At 60.2% G+C, this 14,791-nt stretch carries 11 protein-coding genes; 5 read left to right on the forward strand and 6 right to left on the reverse strand.

Going from position 1 to position 14,791, the window contains the following annotated elements:
• Positions 1-60: 60 nt before the first annotated feature.
• The gene (locus Q1A34_RS18195; protein ID WP_300037745.1) at positions 61-1,137 is read right to left on the reverse strand and encodes a PLP-dependent cysteine synthase family protein; all 1,077 of its coding nucleotides are present in this window, start codon (positions 1,135-1,137) and stop codon (positions 61-63) included.
• 287 nt (positions 1,138-1,424) lie between these two features.
• On the opposite strand from Q1A34_RS18195, the gene Q1A34_RS18200 reads away from it, so the two are divergent.
• The gene (locus Q1A34_RS18200) at positions 1,425-2,327 is read left to right on the forward strand and encodes an NAD(P)-dependent oxidoreductase (protein WP_300037748.1); all 903 of its coding nucleotides are present in this window, start codon (positions 1,425-1,427) and stop codon (positions 2,325-2,327) included.
• Positions 2,324-3,208 (forward strand): sugar phosphate isomerase/epimerase, encoded by an 885-nt coding sequence (locus Q1A34_RS18205; protein ID WP_300037752.1) that lies wholly within the window; start codon positions 2,324-2,326, stop codon positions 3,206-3,208. Before Q1A34_RS18200 ends, Q1A34_RS18205 begins: the two co-directional genes overlap by 4 nt.
• A 150-nt stretch (positions 3,209-3,358) precedes the next feature.
• Here Q1A34_RS18205 and Q1A34_RS18210 read toward each other — a convergent pair whose 3' ends face one another.
• The 4 genes from Q1A34_RS18210 to Q1A34_RS18225 all read right to left on the reverse strand — a co-directional run bounded on the left by Q1A34_RS18210 (position 3,359) and on the right by Q1A34_RS18225 (position 7,538).
• On the reverse strand, positions 3,359-4,123 hold the full coding sequence (locus Q1A34_RS18210) for an IclR family transcriptional regulator (protein WP_300037755.1): 765 nt from the start codon (positions 4,121-4,123) through the stop codon (positions 3,359-3,361).
• A 33-nt stretch (positions 4,124-4,156) separates the two neighbouring features.
• Complete coding sequence (locus Q1A34_RS18215) at positions 4,157-5,518, reverse strand: TRAP transporter large permease (protein ID WP_300037757.1); 1,362 nt, start codon at positions 5,516-5,518, stop codon at positions 4,157-4,159.
• On the reverse strand, positions 5,518-6,186 hold the full coding sequence (locus Q1A34_RS18220) for a TRAP transporter small permease subunit (protein ID WP_300037763.1): 669 nt from the start codon (positions 6,184-6,186) through the stop codon (positions 5,518-5,520). The genes Q1A34_RS18215 and Q1A34_RS18220 overlap by 1 nt, the downstream gene beginning before the upstream one ends.
• A 119-nt stretch (positions 6,187-6,305) precedes the next feature.
• Positions 6,306-7,538, reverse strand: a complete 1,233-nt coding sequence (locus Q1A34_RS18225) for a TRAP transporter substrate-binding protein (RefSeq protein ID WP_300037766.1) — start codon at positions 7,536-7,538, stop codon at positions 6,306-6,308.
• A gap of 93 nt (positions 7,539-7,631) precedes the next feature.
• Between Q1A34_RS18225 and Q1A34_RS18230 the strand changes: the two genes are divergently transcribed.
• Positions 7,632-9,242, forward strand: a complete 1,611-nt coding sequence (locus tag Q1A34_RS18230; protein ID WP_300037769.1) for a choline dehydrogenase — start codon at positions 7,632-7,634, stop codon at positions 9,240-9,242.
• A 163-nt stretch (positions 9,243-9,405) separates the two neighbouring features.
• Complete coding sequence (locus Q1A34_RS18235) at positions 9,406-12,606, forward strand: 4Fe-4S double cluster binding domain-containing protein (protein ID WP_300037772.1); 3,201 nt, start codon at positions 9,406-9,408, stop codon at positions 12,604-12,606.
• Positions 12,607-12,731: 125 nt separating this feature from the next.
• Here Q1A34_RS18235 and Q1A34_RS18240 read toward each other — a convergent pair whose 3' ends face one another.
• Entirely contained in the window at positions 12,732-13,394 is a 663-nt protein-coding gene (locus Q1A34_RS18240; RefSeq protein ID WP_300037775.1) for a DUF1045 domain-containing protein, read from the reverse strand.
• Positions 13,395-13,588: 194 nt separating this feature from the next.
• Here Q1A34_RS18240 and Q1A34_RS18245 point away from each other — a divergent pair, with 194 nt between their 5' ends.
• Entirely contained in the window at positions 13,589-14,551 is a 963-nt protein-coding gene (locus tag Q1A34_RS18245; RefSeq protein WP_300038196.1) for an NADPH:quinone oxidoreductase family protein, read from the forward strand.
• The last annotated feature ends 240 nt before the right edge of the window (positions 14,552-14,791 follow it).

Genomic DNA, 14,791 nt, shown 5'->3' on the forward strand with positions numbered 1-14,791 from the left:
CAGGTCAGAGCCTGTCCATCCTGCATTGTTTTTGAAAATTTCGAAACCGGGTTTCGAAGGTCAGCCCATCTGGTAGCCCGGAGTGGATTGCGAAATTTCTGTTTCTTCCGCGTTCATCTCCGCTTCGATCTCTTCGAACATCGGCGTTGACAGATACCGCTCACCCGTGTCGGGCAGCATGCACAGAATGACAGAGCCCGGTGCAGCCGTTTTCGCCACCTGCTGAGAAATGGCAAAGGTAGACCCGCCCGAAATCCCGGTCAGGATGCCCTCCTTGGCGGCCAGCTTGCGGGCCCATGCTATGCCTTCTGGTCCCGGGACTGGCAGCAGCTCGTCATAGGACCCGGTGTCCAGGCCTTCCTGCAGAACCGCAGGGATGAAATCCGGTGTCCATCCCTGGATCGGATGCGGTTCAAAGGCGCTGTGGCTGACAGCAGGGGCACCGTTGTCATGCCGGTCCTGGGCAATGCCACTGCCCACAAGCTGTGCGTTGGCAGGCTCCGTCAGAATGATCTTTGTGTCCGGGCGTTCTTGGCGCAGCACCCGGGCGATCCCTGTGACCGTGCCACCCGTGCCGTAGCCGGTGACGAGGTAGTCCAGACGCTTGTCTTTGAAGTCCCCCAGTATTTCCTGGGCTGTTGTCGCCTCGTGGATATCCGCGTTGGCGGATGTTTCGAACTGGCTCGCCAGAAACCAGCCGTTTGCTTTGGCGAGTTCCACGGCCTTGTTGTACATGCCAAAGCCTTTTTCCGCGCGCGGTGTCAGGATGACCTTTGCCCCCAGCATCCGCATCAGGCGGCGGCGTTCAATGGAAAAGCTGTCGGCCATCGTCACAACCAGCGGATAGCCCTTTTGCGCACAGACCATCGCAAGGCCGATGCCTGTGTTGCCTGAAGTGGCCTCAACCACGGTCTGGCCGGGTTTGAGCGTACCGGAGCGCTCTGCGGCCTCGATGATATTGAGTGCCAGGCGATCCTTGACCGATGCTGCCGGGTTGAAAAACTCTGCTTTGACGTAAAGCTCGACACCCTCAGGGGCCAGGTTGTTGATCCGGATCACGGGCGTGTTGCCCACAGTATCCAGCACAGAGTCGTAGAGCCTGCCCTGACCGGTCGTGCGGCGGATTGAAGAAGACATGTGATTTCCTTTCTGTCCCGGGTGCGTCGGGGCGGCTGTGTCCCCGTAGGGGGTCAGCATCACGCAGGCGGGTCCTGTTTGGCAACCTCTTAACTTTTTCCGGTCATCGGTTGGCGTCGGGCGTGATCTTGCCAGACGCCGAAAACCGGTGTTAGCCTTGGCCCACCTAACCGGGCAGCGGGGTGTCTACCGGACCCGCCCGACGTCGCCGCGCGACGCGTGAAATCTCCGCCTGAACGCCCCCTGGGCGGGGCTTGTGAAACGCGTTGGACGGGGAGACATTCGCCATGAAAAAAGCAGGTATAATCGGCATCGGAGATATGGGCAGCGGGATCGCGCTGAACCTGATCAGAAATGGGTTCCAGGTGACCGGCCGGGATCTGAAACCCGACAGAATGGACGCCTTTGAGGCGATGGGCGGGCGGGCCGCGCAGAGCACGGCAGAAGTTGGCCGGAACGCGCAGGCAGTTTTTGTCATGGTCATGAAAGGAGCCGAGGCACGCGATGTTATCCTGGGACCAGACGGGCTGGTGGCCAGTATGGAGCCGGGGGGAGCGATCATCCTGAGCGCCACAATCCGGCCCGACGAGGCCCGTGCCATTGGTCAGGACATGTCCGGGTCTGGTATCCATCTGATCGACACGCCGGTTTCGGGCGGTTTCCCCGGCGCGCAAAGCGGCACGCTGACCATGATGGCCGCAGCGCCGGACGACGTACTGGACCGGTTTGCGCCCTTTATGCAGGCTGTCTCTGCCAGCATTCACCGCGTCGGCACAGGGCCCGGTGATGGTCAGACGGTCAAAGCCTGCCTGCAGTCCCTGATCGGGGCGCAGTTTTCTGCCACCTTTGAGGCGGCGGCCCTGGCGGCAAAGGCCGGCGTGCCCGGGCAGGTCATTCTGGATGTTTTTTCGACCTCTTCTGCCGGTTGCGGGGTGGTCAACAATGCGCTTGAAAAGATCATCGACCGGCAGTTTGAGGGCACGGGCAGCCACATCAACACCATGCACAAGGATCTGACCATTTCGATGGGCCTGGGTGAAGAGCTCGGCGTGCCGCTGCACACTGCGGCGGCTGCCATGCAGATCTTTCATGCCGGACGTACGAAGTATCCGGACGGTGACAACTGGGTTTGTACCCGCGTCATCGAGGAGATTGTCGGCGCCGAACTGCACCGGAAAGCTGCCACATGAAGCTGGGTGTGATCTGTGATGGGATCAGCCGGGATCTGCGTCATGCTGTTGATGTCATGGATGAGTTTGGCCTGGAATATGCCGAACTGCAGTTTGTGGGAGATAAGGAAGTCGGCGATCATACGGCGGGAGAGATCCGCGATATCGACCGACTGTTGCGCGACAGGGGCAAACCGGTTTCCTGCCTGTCCCGCCATATCTTTGCGGGCATGACAACAGAAAACCGGCCGGGTGATGCGCTGCACACACAGCATATGGATGCTCTGAAAAGGGTGATCGATATGGCGCATGTAACCGGGTCGCCGCTGGTGCGGATCATGACCCAGAAAAAGGAACAGATCCTCTGGGGCAGTGGCGGCGCCGAAGTCTGGAACGTCGCGAAGGGTGCCTGGGATACCATGCCGCCGCTGATTGCACCGGCGGTTGAGCTGGCACGGCGGGAGGGGATCAGGCTGGTTGTTGAAACCGGCAACGGGACGATGGTGAATTCAAACCATACCGCAAAGCGCCTGATTGATGAGCTGGATGCGCTGGATACGCTGCAGGTTCTGTGGGACCCGGCCAACAACTGCTGGTGTCACGAACTGGCCTGGCCGGACGGATATGACACCCTGCGCGGCGGGTACCTGGGCCATCTGCACATCAAGGATGTTTTTGTCGACACCCCGCGCGCGACGCTGGAAGTGCGGCGTCTGGGCGAAGGGCAGCTGGGGCCTATGCTCGAGCCCATCGCCGCTGCGCTGCGGGCAGAGGCCTGGGATGGGGTGGTCTCGCTGGAAAGCGTCTGGCATCCGGGGAACGGCAGCTTCGAGGACGGGTTCCGGCAGTGCGTGGGCAGGTTCTGCGACGTTTTTGGCGACAGGCCTGACACGACGCATTAACTGCGGGGCCGGGCGGGTGACATCCGCGCGGGCAATCTGCGCTGGAGTTCAGTGCCCGCCCGGATGCCGTTCCGGCGCAGGGCCCGAAACCTGGCTGCCTCAGGTACGCCATGCAACGGGAAAGTGCATTCGTAAGAACTGAATGATCCGTCAGGCGTTGATCTGGTCAGAGAGTTTTTCTGCCGCCTGTTTGAGCGGGTTCACAAAACGCTGCAGCGTTTCCAGGGAATGGCGCTGGACGGGCGCATGGACCGAAAGGGTGGACATCAGCCGTTTCTGGTTATCGAGCACCGGGACCGCAATCGCGGCCATGTCTTCCATGAATTCCTGGTTGTCGCAGGAAAAACCCCGTTTGCGGGTCAGTTCGATCTCTGCCTTGAGTGCTGCGCGGTCCGTAATGGTGCCGGGCGCGTGCCGTTCCAGCTTTGCGTTTTCCAGATACCGGTCCAGATAAGAAGGGCGCAGCGAGGAAAGATACATCTTGCCGCTGGCGGTACAATGAAAGGGGACCTGCGTGCCCACAGGCAGCTGGATCCGCAAAGGCCAGTGCGTTTCAATCCGGTCGAGATAGGTCATGCCTTCGCGGTCAGGCATGGCAATGTTGCAGGTCTCTCCGATTTCGGCGGCGACGCTGCGCAGAATACTCAGGCGCAGCATACGCACGCGCTGTGAAGAAATTGCATTGACGGCCATTGTCCGGAGCCGGGGCCCCGGAGAATAGGAACGGCCATCAATATCGCGTTGCAGGAACCCTTCGGCCTCGGCAGTGTTGAACAGTCTGTGCAGCGTTGGCTTTGGCAGGTTCAGGGCGTCCTTGATCACCGAAGGCGTTACAGGCACGCCGGCCTTGACCACTTCCTCTAACAGGACCAGTAACCTGAGATTTGTGGGTATCTGGTCCTGTTTTTCAGTCATGATTCCGTCCGGCAATGCTGTCTTGCCTTCTGCTTATTGCATCAACTGAACCAACCACAAGGCGGTGACTGGCGTCAGTGCAACAAATATCCAGACGATCAGCAGTGATACAAGATACATCGTGGAGAACTTGAGCAGCCTGAAGTACGGCACTCCCGTCACCCCGGACGCGACATAGAGGTTCAGACCATAGGGCGGTGTAATGAACCCGATTGAAGCACCCACGAGGAAGACCACCGCAAAGTGGATCGGATCCACACCAACAGACACCGCAATCGGCGCGAGGATCGGTGCGAGGATGATCGTCACGGGCAGGGATTCAAGGATCATACCGGTGATAAACACGATGACCATCGCCGTGGCCAGAACCGCGTAGTAACCGCCCATGCCGGTGACAAAGTCGCCGATGTACTCTTTGGCACCCAGTGATGACAGAACCTGCTGCATCGCAACCGACACAGCAATCAGCGGCACCAGAATACCCGTGATCTGAGCAGAGCGGGATACGATGGCCGGCACGCTTGGGAGTGTGAAGCCTTCGACGACAAACATCGACATAAAGCTTTTTTCCTCGACGGGAATGTCTGCGTCGCTGCCCAGCAGTTTGTTCAGCGGGTAGCAAAGAATACCCACAAAGACACAGAAACCAACGGTAATCCCGGCGGCCTCGGTTGGTGAGAACTTACCGGTGTAGATGCCCCACAGAACCAGGCCGATGGCAAAGAAGCCCAGCCAGGCACCAAAGGCGGTTTTGACGACCCGCGCGAAGGACAGCCGGATCAGGATGCCCCAGCCGTTGATGGTGCAGACGATGAATGCAACCAGCATCATGGCAATGACCATCAGCGTTCCGGGCAGGATCCCCGCGATAAACAGCTCGGAGATGGGCAGGTTCATCAGGAAGCCGTAAACGATGAAGATGATCGACGGCGGAATGATGATCCCGACCGTACCACCCGCAGCGGCGGTTGCCGCCGAAAAGCGCTCATCATAGTTGCCCTTGACCATTTCCGGATGCAGCATGGAGCCGATTGTGGCGGTCGTTGCGGAGTTTGATCCGGAGATCGCAGCGAACAGGCCGCAAGCCGCGATAGAGGCCATCGCGAGGCCCCCGCGCAGCCACCCCAGACAGGAATAGGCAAAATTCGACAATCGTCGGGCAATGCCTGACTGGTTGATCAGGTCCCCCGTCAGAATAAAGAGTGGCATGGCAAGAAGCGCAAAGCCCTTGCTGAACACGTTAATCAGTTCGTTGCCGGTGTTGGACAACGGCAGGCCGATGACAAAGCTGCAGCCGATAACCCAGTAAAAGATGACAAGAAGTACCGGCGTTCCGAGCATGAAGAGCGCCGTTACGCCCAGCGAAATAAGTGTGATCCATGATCCGTCGGACATTATACGTCTCCCCCGATAACGGCTTGCTTGATGATCGGGCTGCCGGAACGGTAGTTGTCCCAGTCTTCCAGCCAGTTTCCGATGACGCGGCCAGACATAAGCGTGAAGGCGATGGGGACAGTGATGTAGAACCACCATTTCATCACATCATCGACGCCGTCGACGAGCTGGAAGTTGTCTGCCGAAAGTGCGGTGAAGCGCAGCGAGGTTGTAATGGCGATCCAGCAAAAGCCGAGCCACAAAAGCGCGTCCATTGTCAGTGTCAGCATCTGCCCGGTCGGGCTCATTTTCGCGCGGAATTCGCTGAAGCTCAGGTGGGTGCGCAGTTTTACGTTATACGAACACGCAAACCAGGCCATGACCATAAAGAGGAAAGGCGGCACCGTGGTCGATCCGGACCACTGGTTCGAGAACACAAACCGGTCAATAACGCCCCAGCAGATGATGCCGGCGATGATCAGGTACATCGTGACAGAAAGTCCGCGTTCCAGATGTTTTTCGGCGAATGGCACCAGTTTGTAAAACATGTGTGCCACAAATCCACACACGAACGTCGCCACAAAACAGAAAAGCCACATACCATCGGCGTCAAACGCCTGCCTCATGTCCCAGGAGCTGCCTGAGAATAGTGCGGGAACAACGGCCACCGCTTCAGCCAAAATCGACATAAAGATCTCCCCCTCGCTTAAAGAATTCCGCCATTTCCGGTCGGTATTTTAGAGATGACAAAGGCTGACCCGCACTTTTGCGCGGATCAGCCCGGTCTCAGGTTAAGCAGATGCCCGGATCAGGCTTTCCACCACCGGCGAGGCTCGACGTTCTCTGGCAGAGTGTCACCAGGGATCGTACGTACTTCGTCATAGATGTCCTGATAAGTATCGAGGCCACCGGACCAGCCGTTAAGCCGCTCGCGCCACTGCTCCCACAGTTGCGGCTGGTACTCTGGCGAGCACATTTCTTCGGCTTTCTTGATCTCGGCTTCCGACAGGAACGCGTTGCGCACGTCGTTCTGTGCGAAGATCGTGTTCGGAAGCTGCGGATCGGACTGACCAACTGTGTTGATCAGCGCGACCTCGTTTGCCGCCTGAACATGGACCTGTGCCAGATAGGAAGATTCCATCACGGCATCCTGCAGCTCGCCGCCAAGGCTGTCGAACACAGAAGCCGACATGGCTGTGTGCTCTGTACCGCAGAAGAAGTTCAGGTGAACCGACTGGGACACAACCGGGGACATGTTCGCATAGGCAACCGCAGAGGCCCATGTTTCCGCACCATCGATGAGGCCCTGCTTCAGACCGTCGAGTGTTTCTTCCCAGGCAACCGGAACAGGGTTCAGGTTCAGAGCTTCCATGGCGATACGGCCAAGCTGTGTACCCGTGACACGGTTCTTTGTGCCCGCAAGTTCGTCGATCGATGTAACCGTTGGTTTGTCCGCAAAGTTCAGACCCAGCTGGATCCCGCGCAGTTCAGCGTGGCTGAAGAGGAACTTCAGGCCGTGGCGCTTTTCATAGGGCTCGCGCAGCAGTGCCTGCGACGCGGGCGAGTACAGGAAGTGGTACTGGTCTGCCCGGTTACGGAACATGTAGGCATAGTCCAGAACGTTCAGATATGGTGCGCCACCAGCGGAGTTCTGAGTGGATGCCGCGTAGATATCAACGATTCCCTGCTGTGTTTTCTCGACGCAGGACGTCTGACCACAGATCTGGTTGTCGCCGATGAATTCAACGCGAATCTCTCCGTCCGTACGGCTTTCGAGGTCGCGGGCGAACTCGAGACAACCTGCACGTTCGATAAGAAGGTTGCGGGCATTGAAGCCTGACGCGCCGAATTTCAGCGTGTATTTGGCTTCTTTGGCAAAGCGCTTTTCATAAGTAGATTCAGCAGCTTTGGCGAGATTTGCCACGCTCATGGCGCCACCGAAAGTACCGGCCGCCAGAAGTGTCGAGCTCATGCCGTAGCGACCCGCGATCTTAAACAAATCGCGACGCGATATGCCATTGATGTTGTTTGATGTTTTCATGCGTTCCTCCCTGAACGTCGATTATTGAGACTAATCGTCCCAAAAAACACTAGTATGATATTGTGTTTCTGCCTAGAGTTTTTTTCATACTACATGGAGGAACGCGACGTGGAAGCGGATTTTATTGTCATTGGCGCAGGTTCAGCAGGCTGCGTGCTGGCCAACCGTCTGAGCGCTGATCCCAAAAACAGCGTTATTCTGCTGGAGGCCGGCGGGCGCGATCTGAACCCCTGGATCCATATTCCGGTTGGTTACTTCAAAACGATTCACAACCCGTCCGTAGACTGGTGTTACAAGACAGAACCCGATCCCGGGCTGAACGGTCGCTCCATTGAATGGCCGCGCGGCAAAGTGCTGGGCGGGTCGTCGTCGCTGAACGGGCTCCTCTATGTCCGCGGACAGCCGCAGGACTATGACCGCTGGCGGCAGATGGGCAACGTCGGCTGGGCCTGGGATGACGTTCTGCCGCTTTTCAAGCGGGCGGAAAAGAACGAACGCGGCGCGGATGAATTCCATGGAGACCAGGGGCCGTTGTCGGTGTCCAACATGCGGATTCAACGTCCGATCACCGATGCCTGGGTCGCCGCGGCGCAGGCAGCAGGCTATCCGTTCAATCCCGACTACAACGGCGCTGAGCAGGAAGGTGTCGGGTTTTTCCAGCTGACCGCCCGCAATGGCAGACGGTGCAGTTCGGCTGTTGCCTATCTGAACCCCGCGCGCAGCCGTCCGAACCTCAGGATTGTCACCCATGCACAGGCGGACAGGATCGAAATCAGCGACGGGCGCGCAACCGGTGTCAGTTACCGCGACCGCAGCGGCAGTGTTGTCACTGTCACCGCGCGCCGCGAAATCATTCTGTGCGGCGGCGCCATCAACTCTCCGCAGCTGCTGATGCTGTCCGGTATCGGAGAAGCAGAGCAACTGGCAGAGCACGGTATCGAGGTGAAGAAAGACCTCAGGGGTGTTGGTAAAAACATGCAGGACCACCTGCAGGCGCGCCTGGTATACAAGTGTAACGAGCCAACCCTGAACGACGAGGTATCCAGCCTGATGGGTCAGGCAAAGATCGGGCTGAAATATCTGATGTTCCGGGCAGGGCCAATGACTATGGCCGCGAGCCTGGCAACCGGGTTTCTGAAAACGCGCGACGATCTGGAAACACCTGACATTCAGTTTCATGTCCAGCCGCTGTCTGCGGAAAATCCGGGCAAAGGCGCTGACAAGTTCTCGGCCTTTACGATGTCAGTCTGTCAGTTGCGGCCCGAGAGCAAAGGCGAGATCCGTCTGAGTTCGGCAGAGCCGCGCGCCTACCCAAAGATCATTCCCAACTATCTGTCGACCGAAACAGACTGCCGGACCGTAGTCGCAGGCGTGAACATCGCGCGCACCATCGCGCGTCACGCCCCGCTGACGTCCAAGATTTCAGAGGAATACCGGCCGCACGCCAGCCTGGACATTGATGACTATGGTGCCACGCTGGACTGGGCCCGCAATAACACGGCGTCGATTTATCACCCGACCGGCACATGCAAAATGGGTTCGGACGCGGATGCCGTTGTCGATGACCGGCTGCGGGTACACGGGATCAAAGGGCTGCGGGTTGCTGACTGTTCGATCATGCCGGAGATCGTTTCAGGCAATACCAATGCGCCTGCGATCATGATTGGTGAAAAAGCCTCTGATCTGGTGCTCGAAGACAGCTGACAGCCGGCACCGGTTCATCACATTCTGATGAGCCGGGGAGCAGCCAGATATTTCCTGGCTCTGCGTGCATTGTCTTTCGGTGCAGGATTAACGACAGTCGGCGCGCGCGGGCATCGCCCCGTGTACCGTGCCGTACCGGTGCGGTGTCCTGGAAGATGAAGACATGTCGGTAAAACTATTTTCGGCAGCGCGTCGTGCGCCGCACCTGGGCAGCTACCCGCTGGAAAAGCTGGCGCGGACCAGAGACGCAGATTTCTCCGCCGTGCCTGCAATGGAGCCCATCAGCTTTCACCGGCCCGAACAGCCCGCGTCCGTTGTCAATGCCATGGGGGACTATCAGGCGACTATGGATGCCCTGCGCGATGGTCTGGTGAACCGGACACGCGCTGTAATCGACCCGGACCCGCTGGCCCGCGCGCAGCATCTGAAGTCTTTCGGGTATTTCTGCGACGCCTCGATGGTTGGCATCGGACCGCTGCCGCAGTCAGCTTTGCTGAAAGAACCACTGCGAAACCCGGATATCGACCGCCTCGCCGGTGAGCTGCGCACACGCCAGACGAAAACGCTTGCCTCCGGGATTGACGTGATCCTGGCGGATCTGCGCGACAGTATGGAGGCGCCGGTGACCACGATCACCGGGCATCCGAATGTGCTTGTCTTTCTCTATGAATGGCCGCGTGACCCCAGGCCGGATGAGCCGGGCGTGGACTGGCTTGCGGATGCACAGCACCACCGGGCCAGCCTGCGCAGTTCCGAAACGGCCGTGGTCCTGGCCAGTTACATCCGCCTGCTGGGCTGGGATGCCCGTGCGCATACGCCAACCAGTACGGATATCGATCTCAACCAGGCGGCGGTGGCGGCGGGCCTGGCCGGGGTGCAGGAGGGCAGGCTGATCTGCCCGTTTCTGGGCACGCGGTTTGGTGTTGCCTGTGTCAGCACGACAATGCCTCTGGCGCATGATCTGCCGCTGGCGCCCGAAGCGCTGAGGGACACCGGTGGTCTGTCCTGGTGGCTGGGGGCGGGCACGTCGAAATCTGCCATGAACCGGGACCCTTATGCGCGGCGCAATTTCCGCGACGGGCCACACCCCTTTGAGACGCTGAAGCGCACAGACAAGCCGACCACCTATATCGACGAGGGCCGCGTCGCCCGTGTGCCCAAACGGGCCGATATGTTCGCACGTGCCCAGTTTGGGGATATGGGCAAGGCCGTTCAGGAGGGGGCCGCGGGCGGGCACTATGCGCGCAAGGCCGCGCCGTCGATGGCACAACGGCGGATGCTGGGGGCGCTGACCCTGCTTCAGGACGGGCCCGCAGGTCCCGGCCCGCGCCCGGATGATGCGGCCCGGAATGCGGATAACATCAAGGCGCTGTGCTACTTTCTGGGCGTGGATGCGACGGGGCTTTCGGCCTGTCCGGACTGGACCTGGTACAGCCATGATGCAACCGGTAAACCCATTGACCCGCCGCACGATCAGGCCATCAGCATGATCATCGACCAGGGGTTCGACACGATGGAGGGCGCCAGCGGGGATGACTGGATCAGCGTGGCCCAGTCCATGCGCGCCTATCTGCGGTTTTCGCTGCTGGGCGGTGTCGTCGCCCGCCAGATCCGCAATCTGGGGTACAAGGCCAAAGCCCATACGGTGATGGACGGTGAGGTGCTGCAGCCACCGCTGCTGCTGCTGTCCGGTCTGGGAGAGGTCAGCCGCATCGGCGAGGTGATCCTGAACCCGTTTCTGGGTCCGCGTCTGAAATCGGGCGTCGTAACGACAGACATGCCCCTTGCCCATGACAGACCTATTGATTTCGGCCTGCAGCGGTTTTGTGAAAGCTGCAATAAATGTGCGCGGGAATGCCCGTCCGGCGCCATCACTGCGGGCCCCAAGCTGATGTTCAACGGGTACGAGACCTGGAAGTCAGACAGTCAGAAATGCGCCACTTACCGGATTACCACCTCTGGCGGATCAATGTGCGGGCGCTGCATGAAAACATGCCCCTGGAACCTGGAGGGGCTCTTTGCAGAAAAGCCGTTCCGCTGGGCCGCGATGAAACTGCCGGCGGCGGCACCGGTGCTGGCGCGTCTGGATGACCGGCTGGCGCGGGGTGGTCTGAACCCGGTCAAGAAGTGGTGGTGGGACATCGAGCTGGCAGAGGACGGCGGGTACCATCCGACCCGCCAGCCGGTGAATGCCCGCGCTCTGCAGCCCGGGCTGAAGCTGCGCTATGCGGATCAGACGCTTGCGGTCTACCCCGCACCGCTGGCACCACCGCCCGCACCCTATCCTTTTCCGATGGACCGGGAAGCGGGTATCGAGGCCTATCAGAACATGATCACCCCGGATGAGTATCGCGCACGGCGCGCGGCGGGTGAAACGGGGCCGTGGGACCATGAATACAGGTCTGACAGGGACAATCCTGTTGTTGAGCTGACACTCGCAGAGGTGCGGAAACTGACCCCGGATATCTCGCACTATGTGTTTGAGGCAGCAGATGGGTCTGATCTGCCGGAATGGACAGCCGGCGCGCATCTGGATGTCGTCGTCAGCCCCGACAAACTGCGGCAGTATTCGATGTGTGGCGATCCGGCCGACCGGCGACACTATGAAATTGCGGTTCTGCGCGAGCGGGATGGCAGGGGCGGGTCCGAGCTGTTGCACCGTATTTTCCAGCCTGGCCGTCGGGTTTTCGCGGCCAGGCCCATCAATCATTTTCCTGTCGATGCCACTGCGCAGATGCATTTTCTGATGGGGGGCGGTATCGGGGTCACACCGATGATCGCCATGGGGCACACGCTGGCGCGGCAGGAGCGGGACTTTGAGCTGCACTACTCTGTCAGTACCGGCGAGGCGGCTGCGTTCCGGACGCACCTGATGGCGCTGCCCTGGGCGGACAGGGTAACGGTTCATATTTCTGACGTGGGATCGCGGGCGGATCTGCCTGCTTTGTTCCGGAACCGGTCAGAGGGCGCGCATGTCTACGCCTGCGGTCCCGACAGTTACATGTCGGCGGTGATGGACGCCGCAGCGCAGTCCGGGTTTGCCGAAGAGGCCTGCCATCTGGAATACTTTGCCGTTCCCGAAACGCCCGACTATGTGAACCACCCGTTTCGCCTGCAGTTGCGCGACGGGCGTGTGCTGGAGGTACCGGCGGATAGCTCTGCAGCACAGGTGCTGATCGACAACGGTGTGCCGGTGGATCTGAAGTGCTCGGACGGCCTGTGCGGGGTATGCAAATGCGGGCTGCTGGCAGGCGAGGTGGAGCACCGCGATTTTGTTCTGTCCAGGGCGCAGCGGCAGGACAACATCATCCTGTGTCAGTCACGTGCGGCTGAAAAAGACGGCGTACTGCACATCGATCTGTGACCAGAGCAAAGGGCGGGGAGGTTTAAGAGCCTGCTCCGGGTGGTATGGTCATCCTGCCGTGGTGACCTGCTGTTTGCGCAGAGAATTCGACGCAAGGCATTGATCTGTATAGATTGTACGCAACATCAACCGGCCAGCGGCAGGCGACAGATTTCCTGAAAACGGCCATCCTCACGCTCGCCACACAGGCTCAGGTCTGTGATGACCAGCGGCGCAGGCAGGGCGGGGCGGAAATGCGCCGTCGCCTGATCCTGCAGCGTCTGACGCCCGGCAGCGTCCAGCAGGCCGGTCAGGGTCATGTGAAACCGGAATGCATCCAGCACGTAAGGATAGCCCCATCGGGTCAGGTTCTGCTCCTGAACGGCTGACATGCCAGGTCTGCGGCGCTTGTCCAGTTCTGCCTCTGTCGGCGGTTTGCGCCAGGGATCCAGACCGCGGACAACATCTGCTGCCAGCGCGGCCAGTGCATCCGTCGGGCCGACGGGGGTCAGGGCCAGAAACCGCCCGAGAACAGAGATGTGCAGCCCCTGCAAACGCACAGGGGGCAGCCTGGCACAGAACGCGCGGGCATCCTCTTGCAGTTTGCCCGGGGCCATGCCGTCAGCCAGCGCAAAGGGCGGTTTGATGGTGCCGTGAAAGCCATATTTGCCCGGGCGTTCGGCAGCAGGACCGGCGACCGGATCACAGGCCAGGCCTGTGGCGATATCCCAGCCCAGCCAGGTGGCACCGGCGTGTGCGAATTCGCCGGGCGGGGCGGTATAGTATATGGCGTATCTGGTGAAATTCACGGGGTATCCTGACGGTCTGTGCCGGGGTCTTGCGGGTGCGTCATCGGCTTTCAGAAACCTGCCATGTCCGGCCCCGCCAGCCAATGCCTGATCTGCGGGCCGCACCGGATTGTGGCGCGCCGCACAGCGGGTCTTGCCATCCGGGCCGCAAAAGGGCCACATCGCGCGAGAGATTTTTCAGGCGGAGACAGATGATGCGCGCGATGCAGGTAACAGAACTGGGCCAGTCCCTGAGCATGCAGGATATTCCGCACCCCGAAGCGGCCCCGGGGCAGGTTGTGGTGCGGGTGCATACCTGCGGGCTGAATTTCGGAGATTTGCTCATCATTAAAGGCACTTACCAGGAGCGGCCCCAGGTGCCCTTTACCCTTGGGATGGAGCTTTGCGGCACAATCACTGCCGTGGGCGAGGGGGTGACAGAGCTGCGCGAGGGACAGCGCGTTGCGGCCTATTGCGGGTTCGATGCGCTGGCGGATTATGCGGCCATTCCTGCGAGTGTCTGCGTGCCGGTTCCGGATCAGATGAGCGATGAGCATGCGGCAGCGTTTCTGATTGCCTATGGCACCAGTCACGTCGCGCTGGACTATAAGGCGCACCTGAAAGAGGGCGAACGCCTGCTGGTTCTGGGCGCGTCGGGCGGTGTTGGTCTGACGGCTGTGGAGCTGGGGCGGCTGATGGGGGCCGAGGTGATCGCCGTGGCGCGCGGGGCCGAGAAACTGGCCGTGGCGGGGGCCGCAGGGGCGCACCACCTGATCAATTCAGAGACCGACGATATCCGCGAAATCGTCAAGGGTCTGGGCGGGGCGGATGTGGTCTATGACCCGATTGGCGGTGACCAGTTCAAAGCGGCCCTGCGGGCCTGCAGGCCCGAGGCGCGGCTGATCCCGCTTGGCTTTGCCAGCGGGGAGGTGCCGCAGATACCGGCCAATCATCTGCTGGTCAAAAACCTGACCGTGATCGGGTTTTACTGGGGCGGGTATACACGGGTGAATCCAAAAGTTCTGACGGACAGTTTCCGGGTTCTGACCGACTGGTATGTCGAGGGGAAGATCCATCCGCATGTCAGCAACGTGCTGCCGCTGGAAGAGGCCAACGCGGCGCTCGATCTGCTGCGCACCCGCAAGGCCACGGGCAAGGTGGTTGTAAAAATCTCCTAACCCATCGCACGCGCAACGGAAATGCAGGGGCGGGACGCGATCTGCCCTGCGGGGCAGGTTAACGCCGTGTTTTCAGGGTTTTGGCCGCGTCGGTAAAACGTCGGTATAACGTCGGTATTACGTCGGTGTCCGGCACCGACGGGGCGGGGTTAACACAGCGGTCGCTGTGGTTTGTGCACGAAGTGTTGCTGCGCCGCACGGTGCGGCGGGTGCCGGCACGCGGGTTTGTTGTGGCGTTTC

Origin of the sequence: uncultured Roseobacter sp. (assembly GCF_947491795.1) — a bacterium.
Classification (GTDB): Bacteria; Pseudomonadota; Alphaproteobacteria; order Rhodobacterales; family Rhodobacteraceae; genus Roseobacter.

Coding starts and splice junctions, on each gene's coding strand:
- Q1A34_RS18200 (WP_300037748.1), top strand. CDS start 1,425: ATGAAAAAAGCAGGTATAATCGGCATCGGAGATATGGGCAGCGGGATC.
- Q1A34_RS18205 (WP_300037752.1), top strand. CDS start 2,324: ATGAAGCTGGGTGTGATCTGTGATGGGATCAGCCGGGATCTGCGTCAT.
- Q1A34_RS18210 (WP_300037755.1), bottom strand. CDS start 4,123: ATGACTGAAAAACAGGACCAGATACCCACAAATCTCAGGTTACTGGTC.
- Q1A34_RS18195 (WP_300037745.1), bottom strand. CDS start 1,137: ATGTCTTCTTCAATCCGCCGCACGACCGGTCAGGGCAGGCTCTACGAC.
- Q1A34_RS18225 (WP_300037766.1), bottom strand. CDS start 7,538: ATGAAAACATCAAACAACATCAATGGCATATCGCGTCGCGATTTGTTT.
- Q1A34_RS18215 (WP_300037757.1), bottom strand. CDS start 5,518: ATGTCCGACGGATCATGGATCACACTTATTTCGCTGGGCGTAACGGCG.
- Q1A34_RS18245 (WP_300038196.1), top strand. CDS start 13,589: ATGCGCGCGATGCAGGTAACAGAACTGGGCCAGTCCCTGAGCATGCAG.
- Q1A34_RS18235 (WP_300037772.1), top strand. CDS start 9,406: ATGTCGGTAAAACTATTTTCGGCAGCGCGTCGTGCGCCGCACCTGGGC.
- Q1A34_RS18230 (WP_300037769.1), top strand. CDS start 7,632: ATGGAGGAACGCGACGTGGAAGCGGATTTTATTGTCATTGGCGCAGGT.
- Q1A34_RS18220 (WP_300037763.1), bottom strand. CDS start 6,186: ATGTCGATTTTGGCTGAAGCGGTGGCCGTTGTTCCCGCACTATTCTCA.